The 23,354-nt window shown below is 52.4% G+C and carries 19 protein-coding genes and 1 riboswitch; of the genes, 1 reads left to right on the top strand and 18 read right to left on the bottom strand.

Features of this window, described 5'->3' with window-relative positions:
- Nucleotides 1-61: 61 nt before the first annotated feature.
- Entirely contained in the window at nucleotides 62-1,024 is a 963-nt protein-coding gene (locus DXC51_RS02445; RefSeq protein WP_051358318.1) for an AraC family transcriptional regulator, read from the top strand.
- Between the two features lie 35 nt (nucleotides 1,025-1,059).
- On the opposite strand, the gene DXC51_RS02440 is transcribed toward DXC51_RS02445, so the two are convergent.
- The 18 genes from DXC51_RS02440 to DXC51_RS02360 all read right to left on the bottom strand — a co-directional run bounded on the left by DXC51_RS02440 (nucleotide 1,060) and on the right by DXC51_RS02360 (nucleotide 23,254).
- On the bottom strand, nucleotides 1,060-1,272 hold the full coding sequence (locus DXC51_RS02440; RefSeq protein ID WP_021634681.1) for a DUF378 domain-containing protein: 213 nt from the start codon (nucleotides 1,270-1,272) through the stop codon (nucleotides 1,060-1,062).
- Between the two features lie 110 nt (nucleotides 1,273-1,382).
- The gene (locus tag DXC51_RS02435) at nucleotides 1,383-3,893 is read right to left on the bottom strand and encodes a transporter substrate-binding domain-containing diguanylate cyclase (RefSeq protein ID WP_117543549.1); all 2,511 of its coding nucleotides are present in this window, start codon (nucleotides 3,891-3,893) and stop codon (nucleotides 1,383-1,385) included.
- A gap of 215 nt (nucleotides 3,894-4,108) precedes the next feature.
- Complete coding sequence (locus DXC51_RS02430; protein ID WP_117543547.1) at nucleotides 4,109-6,982, bottom strand: D-serine ammonia-lyase; 2,874 nt, start codon at nucleotides 6,980-6,982, stop codon at nucleotides 4,109-4,111.
- Entirely contained in the window at nucleotides 6,979-8,370 is a 1,392-nt protein-coding gene (lpdA, locus tag DXC51_RS02425) for a dihydrolipoyl dehydrogenase (RefSeq protein WP_117543545.1), read from the bottom strand. Before lpdA ends, DXC51_RS02430 begins: the two co-directional genes overlap by 4 nt.
- A 30-nt stretch (nucleotides 8,371-8,400) precedes the next feature.
- The gene (locus tag DXC51_RS02420) at nucleotides 8,401-9,396 is read right to left on the bottom strand and encodes a lipoate--protein ligase (protein ID WP_117543543.1); all 996 of its coding nucleotides are present in this window, start codon (nucleotides 9,394-9,396) and stop codon (nucleotides 8,401-8,403) included.
- Entirely contained in the window at nucleotides 9,393-10,835 is a 1,443-nt protein-coding gene (gene gcvPB, locus DXC51_RS02415; RefSeq protein WP_117543541.1) for an aminomethyl-transferring glycine dehydrogenase subunit GcvPB, read from the bottom strand. The genes DXC51_RS02420 and gcvPB overlap by 4 nt, the downstream gene beginning before the upstream one ends.
- A complete protein-coding gene (gene gcvPA, locus DXC51_RS02410) occupies nucleotides 10,832-12,151 on the bottom strand; it encodes an aminomethyl-transferring glycine dehydrogenase subunit GcvPA (RefSeq protein ID WP_117543609.1) in 1,320 nt (439 codons plus the stop codon). Before gcvPA ends, gcvPB begins: the two co-directional genes overlap by 4 nt.
- Before the next feature lie 26 nt (nucleotides 12,152-12,177).
- Nucleotides 12,178-12,561, bottom strand: a complete 384-nt coding sequence (gene gcvH, locus DXC51_RS02405) for a glycine cleavage system protein GcvH (protein WP_102287430.1) — start codon at nucleotides 12,559-12,561, stop codon at nucleotides 12,178-12,180.
- Nucleotides 12,562-12,649: 88 nt separating this feature from the next.
- A complete protein-coding gene (gene gcvT / locus DXC51_RS02400; protein WP_117543539.1) occupies nucleotides 12,650-13,735 on the bottom strand; it encodes a glycine cleavage system aminomethyltransferase GcvT in 1,086 nt (361 codons plus the stop codon).
- A 264-nt stretch (nucleotides 13,736-13,999) separates the two neighbouring features.
- A riboswitch (glycine riboswitch) is annotated at nucleotides 14,000-14,075 on the bottom strand.
- A gap of 517 nt (nucleotides 14,076-14,592) precedes the next feature.
- A complete protein-coding gene (locus DXC51_RS02395; protein ID WP_025488315.1) occupies nucleotides 14,593-15,084 on the bottom strand; it encodes a tRNA (cytidine(34)-2'-O)-methyltransferase in 492 nt (163 codons plus the stop codon).
- Nucleotides 15,085-15,260: 176 nt separating this feature from the next.
- Complete coding sequence (locus DXC51_RS02390; RefSeq protein ID WP_021637726.1) at nucleotides 15,261-16,436, bottom strand: aminotransferase class I/II-fold pyridoxal phosphate-dependent enzyme; 1,176 nt, start codon at nucleotides 16,434-16,436, stop codon at nucleotides 15,261-15,263.
- A complete protein-coding gene (locus DXC51_RS02385) occupies nucleotides 16,433-16,924 on the bottom strand; it encodes an Lrp/AsnC family transcriptional regulator (protein ID WP_021637725.1) in 492 nt (163 codons plus the stop codon). Before DXC51_RS02385 ends, DXC51_RS02390 begins: the two co-directional genes overlap by 4 nt.
- Before the next feature lie 18 nt (nucleotides 16,925-16,942).
- Nucleotides 16,943-17,944 (bottom strand): AIR synthase family protein, encoded by a 1,002-nt coding sequence (locus tag DXC51_RS02380; RefSeq protein WP_021637724.1) that lies wholly within the window; start codon nucleotides 17,942-17,944, stop codon nucleotides 16,943-16,945.
- 37 nt (nucleotides 17,945-17,981) lie between these two features.
- The gene (locus DXC51_RS02375) at nucleotides 17,982-19,571 is read right to left on the bottom strand and encodes a VanW family protein (protein WP_117543535.1); all 1,590 of its coding nucleotides are present in this window, start codon (nucleotides 19,569-19,571) and stop codon (nucleotides 17,982-17,984) included.
- A gap of 15 nt (nucleotides 19,572-19,586) precedes the next feature.
- Complete coding sequence (locus tag DXC51_RS30705) at nucleotides 19,587-19,691, bottom strand: synaptobrevin-B (protein WP_390579513.1); 105 nt, start codon at nucleotides 19,689-19,691, stop codon at nucleotides 19,587-19,589.
- A 248-nt stretch (nucleotides 19,692-19,939) separates the two neighbouring features.
- Nucleotides 19,940-20,671, bottom strand: coding sequence for a 3'-5' exonuclease (locus DXC51_RS02370; RefSeq protein WP_180998107.1), 732 nt, complete (start codon nucleotides 20,669-20,671; stop codon nucleotides 19,940-19,942).
- Nucleotides 20,668-21,345 (bottom strand): endonuclease III, encoded by a 678-nt coding sequence (nth, locus tag DXC51_RS02365; RefSeq protein WP_102287426.1) that lies wholly within the window; start codon nucleotides 21,343-21,345, stop codon nucleotides 20,668-20,670. Before nth ends, DXC51_RS02370 begins: the two co-directional genes overlap by 4 nt.
- Nucleotides 21,346-21,358: 13 nt before the next feature.
- Entirely contained in the window at nucleotides 21,359-23,254 is a 1,896-nt protein-coding gene (locus tag DXC51_RS02360; protein ID WP_102287425.1) for a B12-binding domain-containing radical SAM protein, read from the bottom strand.
- Nucleotides 23,255-23,354: the final 100 nt, after the last annotated feature.

Below are 23,354 nucleotides of genomic sequence, written 5' to 3'. Positions count from 1 at the left end.
TTGAAAAATAACGGATAATTAAGAGGTATTTTAAGGCAATTCTTAACCTTATGGAGGTTTCATGAAATATTATAATGAAGCGGGGCATTTCCCCGCAAACTGGGGTGAAAAGGAAATCGGTTATCAGGGTACCTCCGATTCCTGTCCCGGCAGTTATTTTGACGGCATCCAGGTAAAGGAATCCTTTTCACCGGTGGTTTATACCCATGAAAACATCCAGGTGGAGCCGGATATCCAGGTCCGCTGTTTTTCCTATGAGGATGCCGGAATCCTGGTCCCCCGGCACTGGCACAACAGTCTGGAAATTCTCTATATCGAGGCAGGGGATATGGATCTGCTGGTCAATGATCTCTCCATACGCCTGGAAAAAGGGGATTTTGCCATCATCAATTCCAGGGATATCCATGCCACCAGCAGTTCCGAGCATTCCCGCATAGATGTGCTTCAGATTCCCTATCAGTTCCTGAAAAAACACATTCCGGATTTTGACCGCATCCGCTTTATGAACGGCTCCTGCGGGGAAGCGCGCTCCGATGAAGCCCTTGTTTACTGTCTGAAGGAAATACAGGAGATTTACATCCGTAAGCCCTATTGCTATCAGCTGCATTTCACCAGCCTGCTTTATGAGCTGCTTTTTCTTTGCGTCAACTGCTTCCGGCTACCCGCGGGAGAGGGCGGAGGCAGCCTGAACGACGAGGAGCGCGCCCGGCTGATCACGGTGATGGATTATGTAAATGCACACTATCAGGAAAGCATCAGCCTGCGTGACGCCGCCGCCCAGGTGGCTCTGAACCCGGAGTATTTCTGCCGTTTTTTCAAAAAAAATATGGGAATGACCTTCCTGGAATTCGTAAACCAGGTTCGTTTTTCCCATATCTGCGAAGACATTCTGCGTACCGATACAAGCATTACCGAGCTTCTGGTGCGCCATGGCTTTACCAATTATAAATTATTCCGGCGGATGTTTTACGAAAAGTACGGCTGCACGCCTTCCGCCAAAAGAAAAGAGACCTCCGGAAAATAATTTTTTTCTTCCGGAGGCTTCTTCGTATTTTCTGCTTATTCGTCTCTTCCGTTTCCAACACGGCCGAAAAAGGTAAGCAGATAGATTCCGCAGATACCCACAATCACATAAATGATTCTGGAAATCCAGCTCATCTGGCCGAATATCAGCGCTACCAGATCCAGTCGGAACAATCCGATAAGTCCCCAGTTTACGGCGCCGATAACTGCAATCACAAGTGCTGTATAATCAAGACCTTTGTTTCCCATGACAGCTACCTCCTTTTTCTTACGTAACTATCATGCCCGTTCAATTCCTTTTTTATACTTTTTTTGTATTTTCCTTTTTTAAGTTAAAATGTTCTGAAAAATACGGCGGTTCAGGCGATAAAATACGTATTACGTCCTTCCTTTTTTGCCCGGTACAGCGCTTTATCCGCCTTGATGTAGAGGGAATCATAATCATTCTGCGGCCTGGCCAGAACAGCCCCAAGGCTGATAGTAAGGCTCTTTTTATCGGGCATCCTGATTTCACTGATTCTCTGGAGCAGGCGCTCGCATTTATCTCCCAGCGTCCTCGTATCCCTTATCCGTTCCATGTATATGATAAATTCATCCCCGCCGGGACGCCCTACGATATCGCCTTCCCGGAAGCTGTCCTGGAGGATGCCAGCCACCTCGCAGAGAATATGGTCTCCCTCCATATGGCCGTAGGTATCATTAATTGTTTTGAATTTATCAATATCCACCAGAATCAGTGCCCCGGTGCCTCCGTCAGCCAGCTGGTCCAGACGCTCCTGGATTAATCTGACGCTTGTTTTTGCGTTGTATACATGGGTCAGGCTGTCTCTTTCCGCCTGGTTTTTCAGCCTGTCCCGTTCCTGCTTTTCTTCATTAATATCGCTGATTCTTCCGATAACGCATACAGGCGCCCCCTTGTGATCATATATATTTTTCATGGCGATACGCATCCAGTGCAGCTCCCTGTTAATTCCGGGAAGCTGTATCTCTTCCACGCCGTCCCTGCCGCTGTGCATAATCCGGCGCAGGATTTCCCTATATTTCCCATTTTCCGGCGCATCGGCTATTCTTTCCGGGAAAAGCCTGTACACCACATTGTTTTCATGCTTTTCGCCTTCTTTTTTCCCTGAAACGGTAAAGAGCTCCTTCTTTAAATCATATTCAAAGAAATAATCATTTACCAATCCGTACAGCTCCTGATGCTTTTTCAGTTCCAGGGAAATCTTACGGTTCAGCTTTTCCCTTGTCACCACTCCCCAGGAAAGGACGCCGATAACCACAAGAAGGACGGCCGCAGCAACAGCCACAGCCTGCAGCGGATGGCGTCGCACCATTTCCAGCAGGGTAATATCCGACCGGTATATGGTATTTGAGTAAATAATCGACTGCAGTTCCTTTTCCGGCATGGTAATGATTACTTTGTTAATAATATTCAGAAGCTCCGGGCTGGCCGGTTTGCTCACACCAATACAGGTCCTGTTTTCCTGCAGCATCTGAGGCGCCACATACAGGTTTTCAAATTCCGATCTGTTATAAAAATATTGTGCCACGTAGGCATCCATATAAGTATAATCGACCTCGCCGCTGTTAATCGCCCTGACAATCTCCTCTCTGGAATCATAGTATACCGGGCTTCCCACAAATTCTCCCTGGTAATCATAGGAAGCCAGAATCGCCAGCTTCCTGCCGGCAATCTCCTCATTTCGCATTTTGTTATTCAAAAGAATCATATACTGCGTGGAAATATAAGGCCTGCTCATGGCCATGTTCCGATGTCTGGCCTGTTCATAATCGTAGCTCATGCCGCCTATGAGATCAACGCGGCCCTCTGCCGTCATCTCCGCCAGTGCTTCTTCATTTTCCACAGGCACCAGTTCGAAAACAAGCCCTGTTTTATCCTCTATCGCTTTCAGCAGATCCACGCTGATCCCCTTAAGCTCGCCGCTTTCCTTATCCTGGTAGCTATAGGGAGGCAAATCTGTCAGGACCCCTGCCCGCAGCGGTTCCGTATTTTCCACATATTCCTTTTCCTGCGCCGTAAGCTTCAGTTCCTTATTGGATGGATTGAAATATTTTTCATGCAGAGTGGTCATAAAATAGGGATCTGTCTGTTCTATGCTATGCAGCGCCTCGTCCAGCTTTGTCAGCAGCCCCCCTTTTCCTTTGGAGGTAACAAAATAAAAGGGCTTCGGTGCAAATCTGGCAACCGTCCGCAGCCCTTCTATATAATTCATGCTGGTATTCAGCATGACATCCGCCCTGCCTTCCTGCAGCGCCCGGAGGTGCTCCTCTATTGTGGTGCAAGGGACAATCTGGGGAATCTGAAGATTCATCCGGCAGTAATCTTCCATTTCCTCCTTATGCTTCCTGGATTGTCCATACATGGCCACGCGCAGCGTTTTCTCCACCTGGGAATCATTCACATAATCCGTGTCATCATACAGCACCTGAAAAACAGTGTAGACAATCCCATAGCTGTTGGAGGAATAATCATACAGCTGTTCCATCTCACTGCTGTAAAGCATGCCGCCCATCAGGTCAATCTCGCCCTTTTCCAGCATATCCATAAGCGTGACCAGGCTTTCGTTAAGATCTCCCTCCACCTGGACGAACTCATAATCCCAGCCGGTATACTGGGCAATTTCCTCCAGATACTCATAAGTATAGCCGGAATAATTCCCCTGTTCATCCACTTCGGTCATCCCCAACTGTATGGGATACCCTACACGAACCACCTGCCTGCCGCCGTCCGCAGCCAGGCCCTGTATCGGCAGCAGATGCCAAAACAACAGCATCAGCAATCCCGCCAGGCAAAGCTTCCCTTTAAAAAAACGCCTGCTTCCCCCTGTCACAGCCAGCTTATTATGCATATGTTTTATCCTCCGGACACTTCCGTCCCTGTAATGTTACTGTTCCTGTTATTTTATCACGGAGTGAAGAATAAAACCATGCAGAATAATAAAAATAAATGAAATATCGGACTGGCGCTTTCAAACGCCCCTTCCAGGAAACACTGCCGGGCCAGGGAGCAGACGGAAAGACCGGCCCATCGCGCCATGGCGGATAAAACTGTGCTAAAATTCGGCTATTTTGAAAGATTCAGATATTCCGTTATTATTTCTTCAGGCATCAGGCCGCCGCCTGTGGCCCACACGATGTGGGTCGCCTGGGCGGTCTTTTCATAAAGGCCCTGTTGTTTGAGCCAGGCGCGTCCCTGTTCTCCGGCCAGGATTTTGGGGCCGCCCATGCAGGCGCAGGCGGAGGGTTCTATTATCACGCCTTCCGTTTCGTTAAGCCGTTGCATCCATCCGGGAAGGCATTCGTCCTGTACCGTATAAATGCCGTCCAGAAGCGGACGCATATTGCGTGCCACAAGCTCTGAGGGCCGCCCTACCGCCAGGCCGTCCGCCAGCGTTTTCCCGCTCAGTCCGAAGTCCTGTACGCAGACCTGATCCCCTTTGCCGGTTGCCATGCCAAGGAGCATGCAGGGGCTTTGCACCGGTTCCGCAAAAAAGCAGTGCACCGCGTCCCCGAATACATATTTCAACCCCAGGGTAATGCCGCCCGGCGCGCCTCCCACGCCGCAGGGCAGGTAAACAAACAACGGATGAGCACCGTCCACGGGGATCTGTTTATCCGCCAGCTGTTTTTTCAGCCGGAGTGCGGCGGCGGCATAGCCCAGAAACAGTCTGGAGGAATGTTCGTCATCCACAAAATAACTGTTTTCATCCGCATCGGACAGCGCCCTGCCCTCTTTGACCGCAGCGCCGTAATCTCCCTCATATTCTTTTACAATAACCCCTTTGCTCCGGAGGAGATCTTTTTTCCACTGCCTGGCGTCCGAGGACATATGCACCACCGCCCGATAACCGATGGCTGCGCTCATAATGCCGATGCTCAGTCCCAGGTTTCCTGTAGAGCCCACCTGCATGGTATAGTGTGAAAAAAAGTCCCTGTGCTTCAAAAGGACGGAATAATCATCCGTTTCCTTCAGAAGCCCGGCCTTCAGGGCGAGCTCTTCCGTGGCGGCAAGTACCTCGTAAATGCCGCCTCTGGCTTTGACGGATCCGGCCACCGCCAGCTCACTGTCCAGCTTCATGAGCATGCGTCCGTGTCTGAGAGGCTCCCCCTCTCCCGCCCCGCAGCCGTCCCAGAGGCTTTCCGCCATGGCCGGGATATCCTGCAGCGGGGATTCTATGATTCCTCCGGTCTTCTGAAGCTCCGGGAAGCAGCCTTCCAGAAATGGGGCGAACCTGAGCAGGCGCGCCTGGGCCTCTTCTATATCCGCCATCGTAAAGTCCAGGCTTTCCTTCGCTTTTGCGAAAGAAACACGGTGGGGATTGATCCAGAAGGCCTCCCTCTGCGCTGTCACCCGGGCGATGATATCCGATGCTTCCTCCATTGCCGCATCCAGCAATGCCTGTGGCTGCGGATCCGCCGTTTCCTTTGTGGAAACGGCGTGATCCGGGGAGCGCTGCAGGCGGAATACCTCATCAGGGAAGCGGTTAAGCGTTTCCTCCTCTGTCAGCGACTCCGTATGGATCCGGCCATCCCAGACCATTTTTTCCCGCTCGTCTCCCAGCGGCTTCCATTCCGGGATGCCCTCCCAGTTGGGATCTCCGGTTTCGAAAAAGCGGACATAGCTTTCATAGATAATTTCCGCGGTCTTTCTACGTTCCTCCAGGGCAATTCCGGGGAATAAAGCATCATCCCGCCAGGCGCCGTCAAATGCGGCGGACTGATCCAGCACATGGGACGCCGTACCGAAATCCATGCTGTAATACCAGACCTGGCTTCCGTTTTTCGCAAGAAGCTCCGCCAGGCGCCTGCTGTAGGTACGGTACATGTAATCGGAAAGAAGCTGTTCCCATTTCAGCGCCCTGCGTAAAGCTGAACCACTTTCTTCCTGCCGCTCCCCGGCGTCGAACTCCTTGAATTCCTCTATGGCAATCTCCGCGTTCTGCCCAAACAGGGCCCTGGCAATGGCAGGGCAATGGGCCGTAAAATCAGGATCTCCCAGGCGGCGGAATACCATTTCATGGCGGCAGCTGCCCACAATTGCCTTGCCCGACCAGTGCCTGCCGCTTCTCAGCGCTTCCCTCCAATCCATGGGAACCGTAATTCCATCGGCAACCGGGCCGAAGGTACAGGTATTTCCCGGATTATCCACAAGCCGCTCCTGTACTGCCAGCAGGTTATCCACATCCATGGTCAGGATATCCTCCGGCCTTTTAAGCCCTGCCAGCGAGAAAAAGGAATCCGCAACCGCAGCCGCCGTTTCTTCTTCACGGATACACTGGTAAGCGCCGCTGGCCATCAATACCTGGCTGCAACAGGTTTTCAGCTCCGGCTTCAGCAGAAGCGCGCCAAGGGTCTTGGCTCCTGCGGATTCGCCAAACACGGTAATCCTGCTGCGGTCGCCTCCGAACTCCCCGATATTATCATATATCCAGCGCAGGGCCGCCAGCTGATCCAGGGTCCCGTTGTTTCCGGTGCCCCGGTATTCCTCACCCAGCGCAGCTCCCAGATAAAGATAACCCAATACGCCCAGGCGGTAATTTATGGAAACATAAATAAAGCTGTGATCGCGGATGATCTGTTTTCCGCTCCGGTCACGGTTGCTTCCGTTCTGGAATGCGCCGCCGTGAATATAGACCGCCACAGGCAGGCCCCTTCCTTCCCGGCGCGCCTCCAGGGCGTCCCGCGCCGGAACATAAATATTCAGATTCAGACAGTCCTCCCCGTATTCCTTCCGCCCTTCCCAACCGGCCTGCGTTTCTTGCGCAGGATGGGACTGGACCGCTTTTTTACCAAACGCGTCAGCCTGAAACACCCCTTCCCAGTTTATTTCCCGGGGCGCCTGAAACCGCTCCGCCCGGGCATAGGGAATCCCCAGAAAATTCTGAAGTCCGTTTTCCTCAAAGCCTTCCACATAACCACCTGTTGTTTTGATTCTCATGTTCTCTCCTGTTGCAGCAGCCGGGCCGCTTCACCGATGCCCTCCCCAAAGGTGGGATGGGGGTGAATGACTCCGGCCAGCTCCCCTGCGGTAATTCCGCGGCTGATTGCCAGCGCAAGCTCTCCAATCATATCGGTGGCGCGGGCGCACATCAGCTGCGCTCCCACAATTTTTTCATTATCCTCCCGTGCCACAAGCCTGATAAAACCTCTCTCCTGGCCGGAAAGCACGGATTTTCCGTTCAGGGACATTATGTACTTCGCTGTTTTTACCGGGACGCCTGAAACCTTTGCTTCCTCACAGGTAAGGCCCGCGCAGGCAATTTCCGGATCTGTATATACGCAGGAAGGAATGACCCTTCTGTCTATGGAAGGTTCCCTGCCTTCCATATGATCCAGCGCAAGCAGCCCCTCCGCAGTGGCAGCGTGAGCAAGCTGTATGCCTCCTGTCACGTCTCCCACGGCGTATATGCCGGGAATCCGGGTCCGGTAATTCTCATCCACAGGAATGCGTCCACGCTCCGTCCCGCTTGGCCCCAGCAGCTGCCCCGACCAGACGGACTCCCCGTCAGCCCTGCGGCCCACCGCTGCCAGAAGCCCTTTTGCGGAAGCCGAAAACGCCTGTCCTTTTTCTTCATAATAACATACAAAGCCTCCCTCTTCCATTCTTTCCACACGGGTTACGGAAGCTTTTGTATGGATATCCACACCTCTTTTTTTCAGTATCATTTTCAGATTCTGGGAAATCTCCCGATCCATGCCGGGCAAAATCCGATCCATGGCCTCCAGTACGGTGACCTTTTTCCCCAGGTCGGAATAGAAGGAGGCAAATTCCATGCCGATCACGCCTCCGCCTATAATAATAAGGCTGTCGTATGGTTCCTGTCTTGCAAGAAGGCCGGCGCTGTCCTCCACACCGGGCAGATCGATTCCCGGAATCGGCGGGACAGCGGTTTTAGCCCCGGCCGCGATAAGGATGCGGGGCGCTGTAAGAAGAATTTCCTCTTTCCCTGTCGTTACCAGCACCTTTTCTTTTTCCAGGATCCGGCCGGTACCGGTAAAAAGAGTCACACCCTTTTTCTGAAACTGCACGGCAATTCCCTCCCGCAGGGAGGAGATTACCTCAAGACGGCGTTCCTGCAGCCGGGCCATATCCACATGAGCCTCCGACACGCTCAGCCCCTCCGCCTGCGCTTCCTGCAGCCTGCGGTACAAACCTGAAGCATGAAGCAATGTCTTTGTGGGAATACAGCCGCGATTCAGACAGGTTCCTCCCAGCTCATCCTTTTCTATGACAGCCACCCTGCGGCCGCCCTCCGCCGCACGAAGCGCCGCCGGATAGCCTCCCGGCCCTGCGCCGATAACAATCAAATCAAATTCCTGTGCCATTAATTACCTCCCGCTGCCAAAGGCCGCATATTATAAAAGCAGGCCCAGCAGTCTTTCCAAATCATCCTTCATGGATGCCTGTAGCCTGTTTTGCGCCGGTATCCGCCGGAAGGCCTCCGCAACCGCAGCCTTCGTCAACTGTGTTCCGGGAAGCGCCTCCGTAAGCGCAGTCACCAGCTGTGTATCCAACGCATCCGTATGGAGGATCAATTCACTAATCCTCCCCCCATCCGCCTTCAGCGCAAGCTGTACCTCTCCCCAGGAAAAACGGCGGGAAATTTCATCGCTGAAGGGAATCTGTCTGCTATACTTCCATTCCCAGGAAGCAAAGGCAGCCGCCCGGCTGCGGATTTCACCACCCTCCAGCCGTTCTCCCGGAAACGGCTCCACCGGCAGCCCGTAGCGCCCGGCGAAGGCCTCCTTCAGCACAACAGCCATCCTTTCCTTCGTAAGCTCCGGCATCAGATCACACAGATTGATAACCCGGCTGCGCACGGACTCCACCCCTTTGGATTCCAGCTTCTGCCTGGAAACATGCAGATATTTTTCCATCTGCTCCTGATCCGCGTGCATGAGTATCGTACCATGATGGTAACAGCAGTCTCCCGTTGAATAATACGCATTTCCTGAAAATTTACATCCGTTGATTGTAATATCGTTACGGCCGCTTTTACAGGCGGAAAGCCCCAGGCGTTTTACCGCCTCCAGGACGACATCCGTCTGTTTATCCACATCATAATTGCACCTGCGCGCCAGAAAAGTGAAATTCAGGTTCCCCAGATCATGAAATACGGCGCCGCCGCCGGAAAGACGGCGGGCAAGATACCCGCCGTCCGCCTCCAGCTCCTTCGTCCTGCATTCCTTCCAGGCATTCTGGTTCCGTCCGATGACCACCGTCCGTTCATTCTGCCACAAATAAAGAATACATTCGTCCTCTCCCGCCTGGTACATCAGATATTCTTCCAGCCCCATATTCTGATACGGATTAAAACAGCCGGATTCTATGGTATATATTTTTTTTATCATAATTCATAATGCAGTTTGGGATTCCTGGCCGCCTGCACCTCATCCAGCCGTGAAATTTCCGTCTTATGGGGTGCGCTGCGTATCCACTTCGGATCCTCCTGCGCCTTTCTGTGAATTTCCATAAAAGCCGAAATCAGCTCCTCCAGATTCTCCGGGGATTCCGTTTCCGTAGGCTCAACCATCAACGCTTCATGCACGATGAGAGGAAAATACATAGTAGGCGGATGAATCCCGTAATCAAGCAGCGCCTTTGCAATGTCCATGGCGCTGACCTGCAGCTCCTCCTTTTCCGGCTGAAGGGTCATGACAAACTCATGCATGCAGGTTTCCTGATAGGCCATGTGATACGCCTCCGACAGCCTGACACGCAGATAATTGGCATTCAGCACCGCCATATGGGCGGCATCCCTGATCCCCTCGGCCCCCAGTGTAAGCGCGTAACACAACGCCTTCACCACCACGAGGAAATTGCCGTAAAACGCCCTTACCATGCCGATGGATTTTTCATAATCCGCTCTGTAAAAAACGCCGTTTTCTTCCCGGATTTCCTTACCCGGCAGGAATTTTCCCAGAAAAGCCTTACAGCCCACCGGACCGCTTCCCGGCCCTCCGCCTCCGTGGGGCGTGGAAAAGGTCTTATGCAGGTTCAGATGCACCGTATCAAAGCCCATATCTCCCGGCCTTGCCACGCCCATCACCGCATTCAGGTTGGCGCCGTCATAATAGCACAGGCCGCCGGACTCATGGACAATGCGGGTAATTTCCAGGATATTTTTGTCAAAAAGCCCTACAGTATTGGGATTGGTCAGCATCAGACCAGCCGTATCCTCTCCCACCGCCGCCTTCAGGGCCTCCAAATCCACACAGCCTTCCTTCGTGGAAGGGATATTGATGACCTGATATCCTGCCATCGTGGCGCTGGCAGGATTGGTGCCGTGGGCGGAATCCGGAACGATGATTTTTGTCCGTTTTACGTCCCCCCGGCTTTCATGGTAGGCCCGGATGAGAAGAAGGCCGGTAAACTCCCCATGCGCCCCGGCCGCCGGCTGGAAGGTCATGGCATCCATTCCCGTGATTTCACAGAAAACCCGCTCTGCATCGTGAAGGACATGCAGACAGCCCTGCACCGTCTCCTCCGGCTGCAGGGGATGAATCCGCGTGAAGCCGGGAAGAGAAGCCATTTCGTCATTCAGCTTGGGATTATATTTCATGGTGCAGGAGCCCAGGGGATAGGAACCGTCATTCACTCCGTGGGTGGCATTGGCCAGCGCGGTATAATGCCGGCTGATGTCGTTTTCCGATACCTGGGGAAGACGCAGCGGACTTTTCCTTCCGGCCGCGGAAAGCAGCTTTTCCCCGGTTCCGATTACCGGCACATCACATTCCGGCAGTATACTGCAGCGCCTGCCCGGAACACTTCGTTCAAAAATCAGTTTCATTGTCCGCACACCTCCTTCACCAGTCTTACCAGCTCATCCATTTCTTCTCTCGAATTCTTTTCCGTGGCGCACCACAGCAGGTTCCCGTCCGGCAGCAGAAGCCCGCCCAGAAAACCCTTTTCCTCCAGCGCCCCCAGAAGCCTTTTCCCATCCACCGGGGAAGCCGTAACAAACTCATGGAAAAATTCTTTTTTATAAACCGGAGGCAGCCCGGCTTTTTCCAGCTCCTTCTGCAGATAATGCGCTTTGGAGGCACACAGGACAGCCGTCTGTGTAAGCCCCTCCGGCCCCATGGCGGACAGATACACGGACGCGGTCAGCGCACAGAGCGCCTCATTGGAACAGATATTGCTGCCTGCTTTTTCCCTGCGGATGTGCTGCTCCCTTGCCTGAAGCGTGAGCACAAAGCCTCTGTTTCCCCTGGAATCCACTGTTTCCCCCACAATACGGCCCGGCAGCTTACGCATCATATCCCTGGAAGCTGCCATAAAGCCCAGATAAGGGCCGCCGAAGGATAATGGCAGGCCCAGCGGCTGCCCTTCCCCCACCGCCACATCGGCCCCGCATTCTCCGGGTGTCTCCACAATAGCCAGCGCAATGGGATTGCAGCCCATGATGAGCTTCCCGCCCCTTTCATGGACGGCCTCGGCGCATGCCTTCCCGTCCTCCAGGATTCCATAAAAATTAGGCTGCTGCACATAAAAACACGCCACCGTGTCATCCAGCATGCTTTTCAGAGCCTCCAAATCCGTGCTTCCGTCCCTGGCAGGCACCATTTCCACAACAGCCTGCCTGCCGTGGCAATAGGTTTTTATCACCTCCGTCACCTGAGGATTGGTGGTTTCGGAAACCAGCACGCGGGTGCGTTTTCTTTCCCTGCACATGAAAACACCCTCTGCCGCAGCGGATGCGCCGTCATAAACGGAAGCGTTGGCAGCGTCCAGGCCTGTCAGTTCGCAGATCATCGTCTGATATTCGAAAATAGACTGAAGCAGCCCCTGGCTGATTTCCGCCTGATACGGCGTATAGGCGGTGACAAATTCCTCCTTCGAAACCACCTCCTTTACAATAGACGGAATATAATGATCATAAGCGCCCGCGCCCCTGAAAATATGGCGGAAGATACGGTTTTCCTCCGCATAGTCCTCCATTTTCCGGGCAGCTCCCAGCTCTGACAGCCCTTTAGGCAGCTGCAGTTCCCCCTTCAGCTTTACTTCCTCCGGCAGCGCCGCAAACAGCTCCTCGGTGGAAGTAAGGCCCACAGTTTCCAGCATCCTCTGTCTTTGTTCTTCTGTTGTCGGTATGTAGGATCCCATTCCCTTTTCCCCCTTTCCCGGCCGCATTACTGCTTCCGGGTTTCCACATACACTTCATAATCCGCAGCGTCCAGCAGCTCCTCCTGATCCGTAATATCCTTTACCCTGATCATCCAGGCTTCATTGGCATCCGTATTAATCAGTTCGGGACTGTCCAGCAGCTCTTCATTGATTTCCTCCACAATTCCGGTCACCGGGGAATACACATCCGATACCGCTTTTACGGACTCCACATCCCCGAAGGGCTCCCCGGCGGTTACCTCATCCCCTTCCTCAGGCAGATTCACGAATACCAGGTCCCCCAGCTCCTTCTGCGCATAATCGGTAAGGCCAATCCGCGCGCTGCCGTCTTCTTCAAATAAAACCCATTCATGAGATTTGGAATACTTGTAATTATCCGGATAATTCATATATTTTTCCTCCTGTTTTATGCCCTTCAGGCACTTTTATTTAAATTTTAAAACTTTCCCCCGCAATAACTGTAAAAGAACTGAACCCTTACCTTTTATAAAAAGGAAGCTCCACGATTTCCGCTTCCACGCGGCGGCCCCGCACCTCGGCCTCCACCCGCCTTCCCGGCACTGCCTCCTCCGCCTGAAGCAGCGCCATAGCCACCGGATATCCCAGGTAAGGCGCATGGGTTCCGGAAGTCGCAACCCCGATTTTCCCATCCCCCGCATATACTCCGGCCTGCTCCCTGATAATTCCTCTTCCCGTCACTTTCAGGCCAACCCTTTTTCTTGATGGGGTTCCCTGTTTCTCAAGAGCATCCCTGCCGATAAAATTCTTCTGCATTTTTACCGCAAAAGAAAGCCCTGTCTCCAAAGGAGAGATCGTATCATCCATTTCATGGCCGTATAACGGCATGGCAGCCTCCAGCCGGAGCGTATCACGCGCCCCCAGCCCGCAGGGAATCAGTCCCTCCTCCCTTCCGGCCTCCATCAACGCTTCCCACAACGCTGGCGCGTCTCCGGCCGCCATATACAACTCAAACCCATCCTCGCCGGTGTAACCGGTCCTGGAGATAACGCACCGGATACCCGCCGCCTCCCCCTCAAAAATACAGCTATAATACTTCTCAGGAATAACCTCATCCCCTGCAATCCTACCAAGAATCCCCCGGGCCTTCGGCCCCTGAAGCGCTATCTGCCCCACATTATCCGAAATATCCCGGAATTTGGCGCCGCCCCTCTGATGCTCCAGCATCCACGCAAAATCCTTATCCTTACTTGCCGCGTTCACCACAATAAAATAATGGTTATCCCTGACCTTATAAACAATCAGATCATCCACCACCCCGCCGTTTTCATTACACATGGGACTATACCTGGCCTGACCGTCACGCATATTCGTAAAATCATTCGTCAGCAGATAATTCAGGTTCTCCAACGCCCCCTCCCCTTCACAAAGTATTTCCCCCATATGGGATACATCAAAAAGCCCGCAGTCCCGTCTCACCGCCATATGTTCCTGAATCACCCCATACCCATCATACTGCACCGGTAAAAGATACCCTGCAAACGGCACCATCTTCCCGCCATACCTCACATGAACGTCATACAGCGAAGTCTTCTTCTCATCCATCACTTACCAGCTCCTTCCTTCTTACCAGACAAAATTCCCGCCCCTGCCCAATCCAATTCCTGAATCCCTGCAGCACCCGCCAAAACACACCTGCAAAACAATACACATACACGCAAAAAGGCATACGGCGTTAATAGCCATATGCCTTCCCTGTCTTCGTACCTGAAAGATTACCCCTCAGCATAACAAGAGGCTGCCTCGTCGGTGGCAACAGTGCACTTCGGATCCTGCTTCCTATTTTTGCACTTCACCTTTCCAGAGCTTCGTCCAAATCCGGTCCTTTTGCCTGAGAGTTTATGCCCCTTCGGCGCAATTAAGTTGTCTCTCCCGAATCCTTCTCCCGAAAAATATTCTCAGAAAGCCATCACCATCGATGCTCTCCTCTTTGTATGTCCAGTCTAACACAATTCCCCCAACACAGCAATCACAATTACTGTACAAATTATACTATCTCTTTATATCTTTATAATAACTCTTTATACTATCTACACATACCATCAACACAGACCTGCCTAAATAATCACACCCCTGGCCCAGCCTTCCCGTTATAGTTCTCCCCCGCACATTCCTGCCCACCGCTCTGTTACGCACCGCTTTCTGGCCGCTCCCCGCGTCTGTCCGGCCGGGTATTATTTTCTGTAAGGGCCGTTTAAAAACGCCGGTCCTTACGCCGCGTATTGTGCGGCGTTAGTACCGCTGCGTTTTTAACCGAGCGAAAGCAAGACGACTTTCAGTCGTCTGCCCACACAGAAAATAATACCCGGCCGGACAGACGCGGGGAGCGGCCAGAAAGCGGTGCGTAACAGAACGGCGGGCAGGAATCCCGCGGGGGAGAACTATAACGGGAAGGCGTCCCACTACCTCCAATGGAGTCTGTGGAGGTCGCCTTCGAGGAGCATTCCTTCGAAGCTGTTCTGGCGCAGAGCCTCATAAAGCACAACCGCAACGGAATTGCTTAAATTCAGGGAACGGATTTTATCCAGCATGGGGATACGGATACAGGTATCTTCATTTTCCACCAGGATTTCTTCCGGGATTCCCGCGCTTTCCTTGCCGAACATAATATAGTCGTCTGGGCCGAAGGCAACGTCAGTGTATACATGCTTTGCCTTGGTGGTGGCCATCCATATTTTCGCCCCGGGATTTTTCTCCAGGAAGTCTTCATAATTGATATAGCGCCGCACGTCCAGATCCTTCCAGTAATCCATGCCCGCTCTTTTGATTTCCTTTTCGTTCAGACGGAAGCCAAGCGGCTCTATGAGATGCAGGACGGAACCCGTGGCTACGCAGGTCCTGCCGATATTTCCGGTATTAGCCGGAATCTCCGGCTGATGCAGTACAATATTCATTTCAATTCTCCCCGATGTCTTTCGTTATATTTTTACAAAAGCGGCAGCCCCGTCTCCTGAATTATACAGGATACAGGGCTGCCGGAACCGCCGGCGTCCGGCGGCAGTATTACAATGCCAAAATGATAACTGTCAGCTCTTTCCCCACTGCCTGGAACAGCAGGCGCCGCTGGCTGTTACCTTGCCTGTTCCTTCTTCAGCCTTGCCACGAAATCCGCCAGCCTGCCGATGGCAACCTTCAGATTTTCGAGGGAATAGGCGTAGGAAATACGGATAAAGCCTTCTCCGCAGTCCCCGAATGCGGTTCCAGGAACCACTGCCACTTTTTCCTCCTGCAGGAAGCGTGTGGCGAACTCATCGCTGGTCATGCCGAATTCCCTGATGCAGGGGAATACATAAAAAGCGCCGTAGGGTTCAAAGCAGGGCAGCCCCATTTCCTTGAAGGCATACATCAGGTAGCGCCGTCTTTGGTTATAGGCTTCCCGCATCTCCACCACATCGTCGTCGCCGTTGCGCAGGGCTTCCACCGCCGCATACTGGCTTGTGGTGGGCGCGCACATGATGGCAAACTGATGGATCTTCAGCATCTGCTCAATGATGATCTTCGGCCCGCAGGCATAGCCCAGACGCCAGCCGGTCATGGCATAGGATTTGGAAAAACCATTGATCAGGATGGTTCTTTCCTGCATGCCCGGAATGCTTGCAATGGAGACATGATCCGCCTTATAAGTCAGTTCACTGTAAATTTCATCAGAAATAACGAACAGATCCTTTTCCAGAATCACCTCCGCAATCTCTTCCAGATCCTTCTTTTCCATAATCGCCCCCGTGGGGTTGTTGGGGAAAGGAAGCACAAGCACCTTGGTTTTGTCCGTAATGGCATCCCGAAGCTCCTGTGCGGTGAGACGGAATTCATTCTCAGCCTTCAGGTTGATGATGACCGGAACGGCATCGGCCAGCACAGCGCAGGGCTCGTAGGATACGTAGCTGGGCTGGGGAATGAGCACCTCATCCCCCGGATTGACCATGGTACGCAGGGCAATGTCAATGGCCTCCGAACCGCCTACGGTAACCAGCACCTCATTGGCATAGTTGTATGTAAGATGAAAACGGCGTTCCAGGTAATTGCAGATTTCAATCTTCAGTTCCTTCAGACCTGCATTGGAGGTGTAGAAGGTTCTTCCCTTTTCCAGGGAATAGATACCCTCATCCCGGATGTGCCAGGGGGTATCGAAGTCGGGTTCACCAACACCGAGGGAAATAGCATCATCCATTTCGCTTACGATGTCAAAGAATTTCCTGATGCCCGACGGTTTGATATCGACTATTTTATCGGACAGCGGATTTCTCATGGCGTAATTTTCTCCCTTGTATCTTCATTTTTCTTTGCAAGAATGGTTCCGTGGTCTTTGTATTTTTTCAGGATAAAATGAGTGGCCGTGCTCAGGACTCCGTCCAGCGCAGACAGCTTCTCAGATACAAAGCTGGAAATTTCCTTCAGGTTCCTTCCCTCCAGGGTTACCAGAAGATCAAAACCGCCGGAAATCAGATATACGGCGTTCACCTCCGGATACTTATACACGCGCTCGGCAATGTTGTCAAAGCCCTGGCCTCTCTGAGGGGTTACACGCACCTCTATCAGCGCGGATATTTTATCCAAGCTGGTCTTATCCCAGTCAATCAGCGTATGGTAGCCGCAGATGATTCCTTCCGATTCCATAGCCGCCAGTTCATTCACCACATCTACTTCTTCCACGCCAAGTATCACAGCCAGCTCTTTTAAATCAATGCGGCTGTTTTTCTCAATAATTCCCAGTAATTGTTCTCTTAAATCTCTCATAATGACTCCCTTCCTGGTTCAGCTTTCGGCTTCTCCAAAGCTTATTTTGTAAAGCTCATCCGTTTTGGGCGGTTCAAGGAAGCGTTTTTCTTCCCCGTTCCGGATAACCCGGTCGTTCCCTCCGGTCGCTTTACCCACGATCGCGGCCGGGATATTTTCTTTTTCCAGATTCCGTATAAGATCTGTTCCATTATCCGCTGCAATCAGAAGACAGCCTCCTGATATCAGTTCATAAGGGTTGAGATCCAGCTGATTGCAGATTTCAACCGTTTCCTGACGGATGGGCAGCTTTTTAAGATCGATTTCCAGTCCGACGCCTGAGCTTTCCGCCATTTCCCAGAGTGCACCGAAGATGCCTCCTTCGGTTACATCTGTCATGGCACAAACGCCGGACTTGCCGGCGACTGCAGCCTCCGGGATAACAGAGAGATATTTGTCAAAGCCCTTCGCTTCCTCCACCAGGTATGCGGGGAAACGCTCCAGAAGCTCCTTCTCCTTTTCCCTGGCGGCGATGGAGGTTCCTTCCAGGCCGATCCATTTTGTCACTACGATATCGTTCCCCGGTTTTGCGGTCCCGGTGGCAACGGTATCTCCTTCTTTGGCCCTGCCTATGGCTGTTACGGTAAGGACAATACGGTTTACCGCGTCAGTGACCTCGGTATGCCCTCCTGCGATCTGAATGTGCAGGGAGGCGCAGACCGCTTCCGCCTGGGCCATCAGTTCCTTCAGCTCCCTCTCCTCACAGTCCGGGGGCAGAAGAAGTGTGAGGAGGACCGCCACCGGCTCCGCGCCGGCGGCTGCTATATCATTGGCGGACGCATGTATCCCGTAAAGGGCGATATCCTTACCGGTGCCGGTTACCGGATCCGAGGAAAAAAGCACAACTTCACCCCCGCCGGGTGCCAAAATGGCGCAGTCTTCCCCCAGACCTGCGCCAAGTACGATTTCATCCCTTCGGGTTTTCAGTTGTCTTAATACAGAGCGTTTTAAGACGCTCTCGGGCACCTTGCCGATTTTCATGCGCGTTCCCACCTGTATTCACACTGGTTGGCAGACATTACTGTCCTGCCTGCTGTTGCTGCTGTGCCAGCTGTTCATTGTACTGCTGGATCAGCGCCGCCTGTTCTTCAGGCGACTTTCCTGCCAAAATGGCCGCGAGCGCAGGATCCACACCGGGATTACCCGCCGGGGCACTACTCTGACCGTTCTTCAAAGCCGCCGCCACGCTCTTCACCTGGTCGATGCTTCCGGTGGCAATCGCCGCCTGCATTTCATTATAAGCGTTTGTGTCGTTCGTGGCAACACCTACCGTTGCCGTACGGGGAACCATCTTGTAGCTGCTGCTGTTGATCTGCTCTCTGCTGACCTCAACGCCGTTTTCCGTTACCACCTTCCACAGCCTTGCCTTGTAGCCCACATGCGCGGACTGTACATCCACGAAGCCTATGGGCTGGGAGGTAGTCTGTACGATGCTTTCAGAGGCAGGCTGGATGGTTTCCAGGACTTCGCTTTCATAGGTTACCACATGGCCCGGATCCCTTGTTTCCACGCCGTAAATGGTAAACGTAATATTTTTATTGCTTGTATAGCCTTCAATATATATGGGATAGCCCGTATTGTTGGTAAACCGGAAATCCTTCCCTGCGGATTCGGCGATGGCCGCGTCCATGGAGGGCTTTACATATCCAACAATCATGGAGTGGTTGTGCCTTTCCTCCACCTGAAGCTCCGCCTTCAGAACCGCATTATAAAGGGTCGTGGATACCTGGCAGATACCGCCTCCGATACTGTCCACCACCTGGCCATTCAGGTAGGAACCGGCCATATAGTATCCGTTATCCGCAGTAAAGGGGCTGACGGTCTCATAGGTGGAGAAGGTTTCTCCGGGGTAAATGGTCGTTCCGTTAATCAGGCTGCAGCCATTGGTCACGTTGGCGCTCCTGTCCTTTCCTGAGGAAGAAAAGCTCGTGGTATAGCTGCCGAGCACATCCTTAACCTTCGCCAGCTCTTCTTTGTTTCCCTGGGGAACCTCTTCGGTAACCGCCAGATCCACGGCGGCATCCCCGCCCTTCCACTGGGTGGTCAGATAGTCATATATCGCATTCTCGGAAGCTGCGTTGTCAACTACAACGCCGGTCTGTCCGTCTTCAATCACAAAAGCGCCGTCCACTCTCTTCAGATGGGCGTTCACCGCCTCCACGTTAAAGGCGTCGCATTTATTTTCCACAACCGATGCAATCGCTTCCCGGTCAAAGGAAAAAGCGATATCATAAACCTTATTCTGATGCTCCAGATCCTTCAGGGCCTTATAGCGTACCACCACGTTGCCGGATTTCCCAAGGTTCACCGCTTCCTCAACAAGCTCCGGGTTAGCCCAGCCAAGTCCAAGCTCGGAGGCGGTTACATTCACCGTATTGCCTTCCACTACGTTCAGGGTAATGGTGCTGGAGGCCAGTGAATCCACATAGGACTGTATGGCGGCCTTCGCCTCTTCCCTGGTCATTCCTGAAAGTGAAATATCTCCGGCGTACACGCCTTCCAGTATCGTATCATCCGGCTTTGCCTGTGCCCGGGAGTGAAGTCCCGCGGAAAGTGCCGCGGCTCCTATGGCCAGTACAAAGACAAGTGTCCAAATCCATTTCTTCATAAGCTGCTCCTATCCTTACAGAAAATACAGCAGTGTCGGTACGACCATTGCCAGCACCAGTATGATGATGATGACTGAGGAAACAACTCTTCTCGTTTTTTTATTATTGAAATTAAACATTTTCTTATGCCTCCCGACATTTCCATGCTTATCCTACTTGTTCAGATGCTTATTATATATGAAAGCTTCCTGTTTTGCAAGCAAAGATAAGCCGAAAATCAACATCAAAGTAACAGTTCACCCTTCGGGCAAACTGTTACTGCATCCACCCATAAAAGCCGCCTTCGGCGAGGGGCGGATGCCTGCTGCCACCACGTTTTCTCACAGTTTGCGCAGTGAATGCGCAAACCTGCCTGAACTGTTACGCGTCAAAACTTCTCTTTCTCCGGGATTTTTCCGTATTGGGCCAGAATTTTGTCTATGGTGCGGCTGGCTTCGTTTTTCGTCATTTTTTCAATATCGGCGTCCAGTTCCAGTTTATGAGCCGCAGTCAGTTTATATAACCGTTCCTTCTGCGCGCCGCTGGCGGGGCCTTCCTTTTTCACCCGGTAAATAAGCGGCTGGGGCGCGAAATCCTTTTCATTCCTTTCCAGGAAAAGCCCGCACAGTACCTCATACAGCCGCTGCGTCGCCAGGGCATCCCCCAGCGCCCTGTGGGCCGTATGGCTGATTCCAAAATGCCTGCATAAAAACCCCAGGTTTTTGCTTTCCAGCTCCGGCAGGAATTTCCTCGCCAGCTTCAGCGTATCCACGCCTGTGCGTTCAAATGTCAGTCCCTGGTTCACCGCCGCTTTTTTCATAAAGGAATAGTCAAAAAGGACACTGTGCCCCAGAAGCGGAAGCTCCCCGGCAAAGGCCAGGAACTCAGGAAGCGCCTCCTCAATATACGGGGCCGATTCCAGATCCCGATCCGTAATCCCCGTAATTTCAGACGTATGCCCGGACAGCTTACGCCCCGGATTGACAAACGTCTGGAAACGCTCCGCAGCTACGCCGCCCAATACCTTAACCGCGCCTATTTCAATAATTTTATCCAGTCTGGGATACAGCCCTGAGGTCTCCAAATCCAGGCAGACATAGTCCTTCACCGGCCCGTTCACCTCGCACCTTCCGTCTTTTTGTTTGTTGTTTTCTTACCGCTGTTCTTCTTATAGTATGGACAGAACTCCGTTAAAAAACACGCGTCACATTTTGCGGTGGGCGCTTTGCAGATTTCCCGGCCCAGCGCGATAATCTGCAGGTTGTAAAGTATCCAATGGTCTTTGGGCAAAACCTTCATCAGGTCATATTCCACCTTGACCGGATCCTCCTCCTTCGTCAGGCCCAGCCGGTTGGAAATTCTTTTTACATGAGTGTCCACCACAATGCTTGGCTCATTGTAAATATTCCCGCGGATTACGTTGGCGGTTTTCCGCCCCACACCCGCCAGAGAGGTGAGATCCTCGATGGATTCCGGCACTTCCCCGCCGAATTTTTCAACCAGGTCCTGACAGCAGGCGATAATATTTTTTGCTTTATTATGGTAAAAACCGGTGGAGCGGATATCCTGCTCCAGCTCCTTCAAATCTGCCCGGGCAAAGTACTCCACGCCCGGATATTTCCGGAACAGGTCTTTAGTCACCACGTTAACCCTGGCGTCCGTGCACTGGGCGCTGAGAATCGTGGCTATCAGTAGCTGCCATGCATTTTCATGATCCAGATAGCAGATGATATCTGTGCCATAGCGCTCGTCCAGAAGCTTCAGTATATTTTCTATTCTTTCTTTTTGTCTCAATTTCCATTCTCCTTTAAAGCGGAAGCAGGGTGGTACGGGCTTCCTGGTTCAGAGGGTTTCTCTTTCTGTAATCAAACAGCAGGAAATAAATTTTTTCTTCCGGGAATGTTTCCATCATCTCGGGGACAGGGCTTTCCCATACCGGCAGGCGGAAGCATTCGATGTGGGTCATTCTTGCCATCTGCCGTGAATTAAAGCCATCGTCCACATAATCCTGCAGGAAAAGAGGTTCATTTTCCTCTTTGCGGTAAAATCCGTTTATTTTTTCCTTGATTTCGGGAGTCTCCTGTAAATTCAGGGCAAAATCCGGGCGGCTCTTCAGATTTTCCCTCAGATACATGTCCAGCGTCAGGAGCTGCCTGTAAAGGCTCTCCCTCTCCGGGTCCACAGAAAGGGCAAAGTCCAGAAGCACCTGGTAGCGGTAGCTTCTTGCGGGGTTGTTGATAAAGTATCCCTTCTTTTCATAATAGGCCGCCAGCTCCTCGTAAAGACGGAAGGGATTTGGAAAAACAGCTTCCAGAACCGGCAGGGTATGGGTGAATTGAGCGCTGTTGTAGTACAGCTCAACCATTTCTTCGATTTTTTTAAGGGAAAGGACATCCCCATAGGGGAGCCAGCGGGTAAAAAGGACTTCATAGGGAGGCTTATCCGTATAATGTATCCCATATTCCGAAGCCTTCTCATGCATATAAGAGCCCTTCAGGACCTTCAGGAAGCCCAGCTGCAGCTGTTCTGGGCGGCAGGCATAAACATCGTTGAAGGAACGGCGGAAGCTTTCCAGATCCTCGCAGGGAAGGCCGGCAATCAAATCCAGATGGATATGGATATTCTGTCCCTCCTGGATGGAGGCCACTATTTTTTTCAGCTTCTCCCAGTCCATGGCGCGCCGTATTTCCCGGATGGTCTGCGGATTGGTGGACTGCACGCCGATTTCCAGCTGCACCAGTCCCGGGCGCAGGGAGCGCAGAATCCGAAGCTCTTCTTCGTTCAGGATATCCGCGGATATTTCAAAATGAAAATTAGTGACTCCGTTATCATGTTCGCTGATGTAACGCCAAATCGCCTGGGCATGGGCATGGTTACAGTTGAAGGTACGGTCTACGAACTTGACCTGAGGGACCTTTTTATCCAGAAAAAACTGAAGCTCTTTTTTCACCAGCTCCAGGCTGCGCAGGCGGACCGTTTTATCTATGGAAGAAAGACAGTAGCTGCAACGGTAAGGGCAGCCGCGGCTGGATTCGTAGTAAATGATACGGTTGTGGAAATCGCCAATGTCCTCTTCGTTGTAGAAAAAAGGGATGTCACTGATATCCGTGAGGCTGCGGGGAGCGGTGCAGCAGACGGAAAGGGCGCCTGCTGCTGTGCAGGTTCCCGGGGTTTTACATGCAGCGGCGTAGGCCTCCGGAGTTTCGCCCGGCTTTTCCGGGGCTCTTCGGAAAACAATGCCGGGGATTTTCTGCAGTGTATCCTCTTCATCTGTATCCGGCTGCCCTGCTCCGGAAGAATGCTTATCTTTATAAAATACAAGCAACTCGTGGAAGGTCACCTCTCCCTCTCCCACCATAACCCCGGTGAGAAAAGGCATTTTTTCAAGGATTTCTTCCGGATTGTAGGATACTTCCGGTCCGCCAAGCCAAATCGGCACATCAGGCAGGATCTTGGCAAGCTCCCGGGTGATATCCTGAATCATTTCCCAGTTCCAGATATAGCAGGAAAACGCGATACAGTCCGGCTTTCTGCCATAAATGTCCGCCAGTATCTCCTGGAAGGGCTGGTTGATGGTGTATTCGGCCAGCTCCATATGCTCCTCAAGCGCCGGCTCCTTCCGGATGCTGTAGGCGCGCAGGCTGTAAATGGCCGGGTTGGAATGGATATATTTTGCATTCACTGCTGTGAGTAAAAATTTCATAAGTTATTCGTCTTTCTTCTGACAGGCTTTCTGCCCGATTGGTGATCCTTAAGGTGAACCTCAGCCTCAACGTAAGCTTTGCCGCATAAAGGCTTCTGTG

It is taken from the genome of Eisenbergiella massiliensis (assembly GCF_003435485.1).
This window is presented reverse-complemented; position numbering and strand designations above follow the sequence as displayed.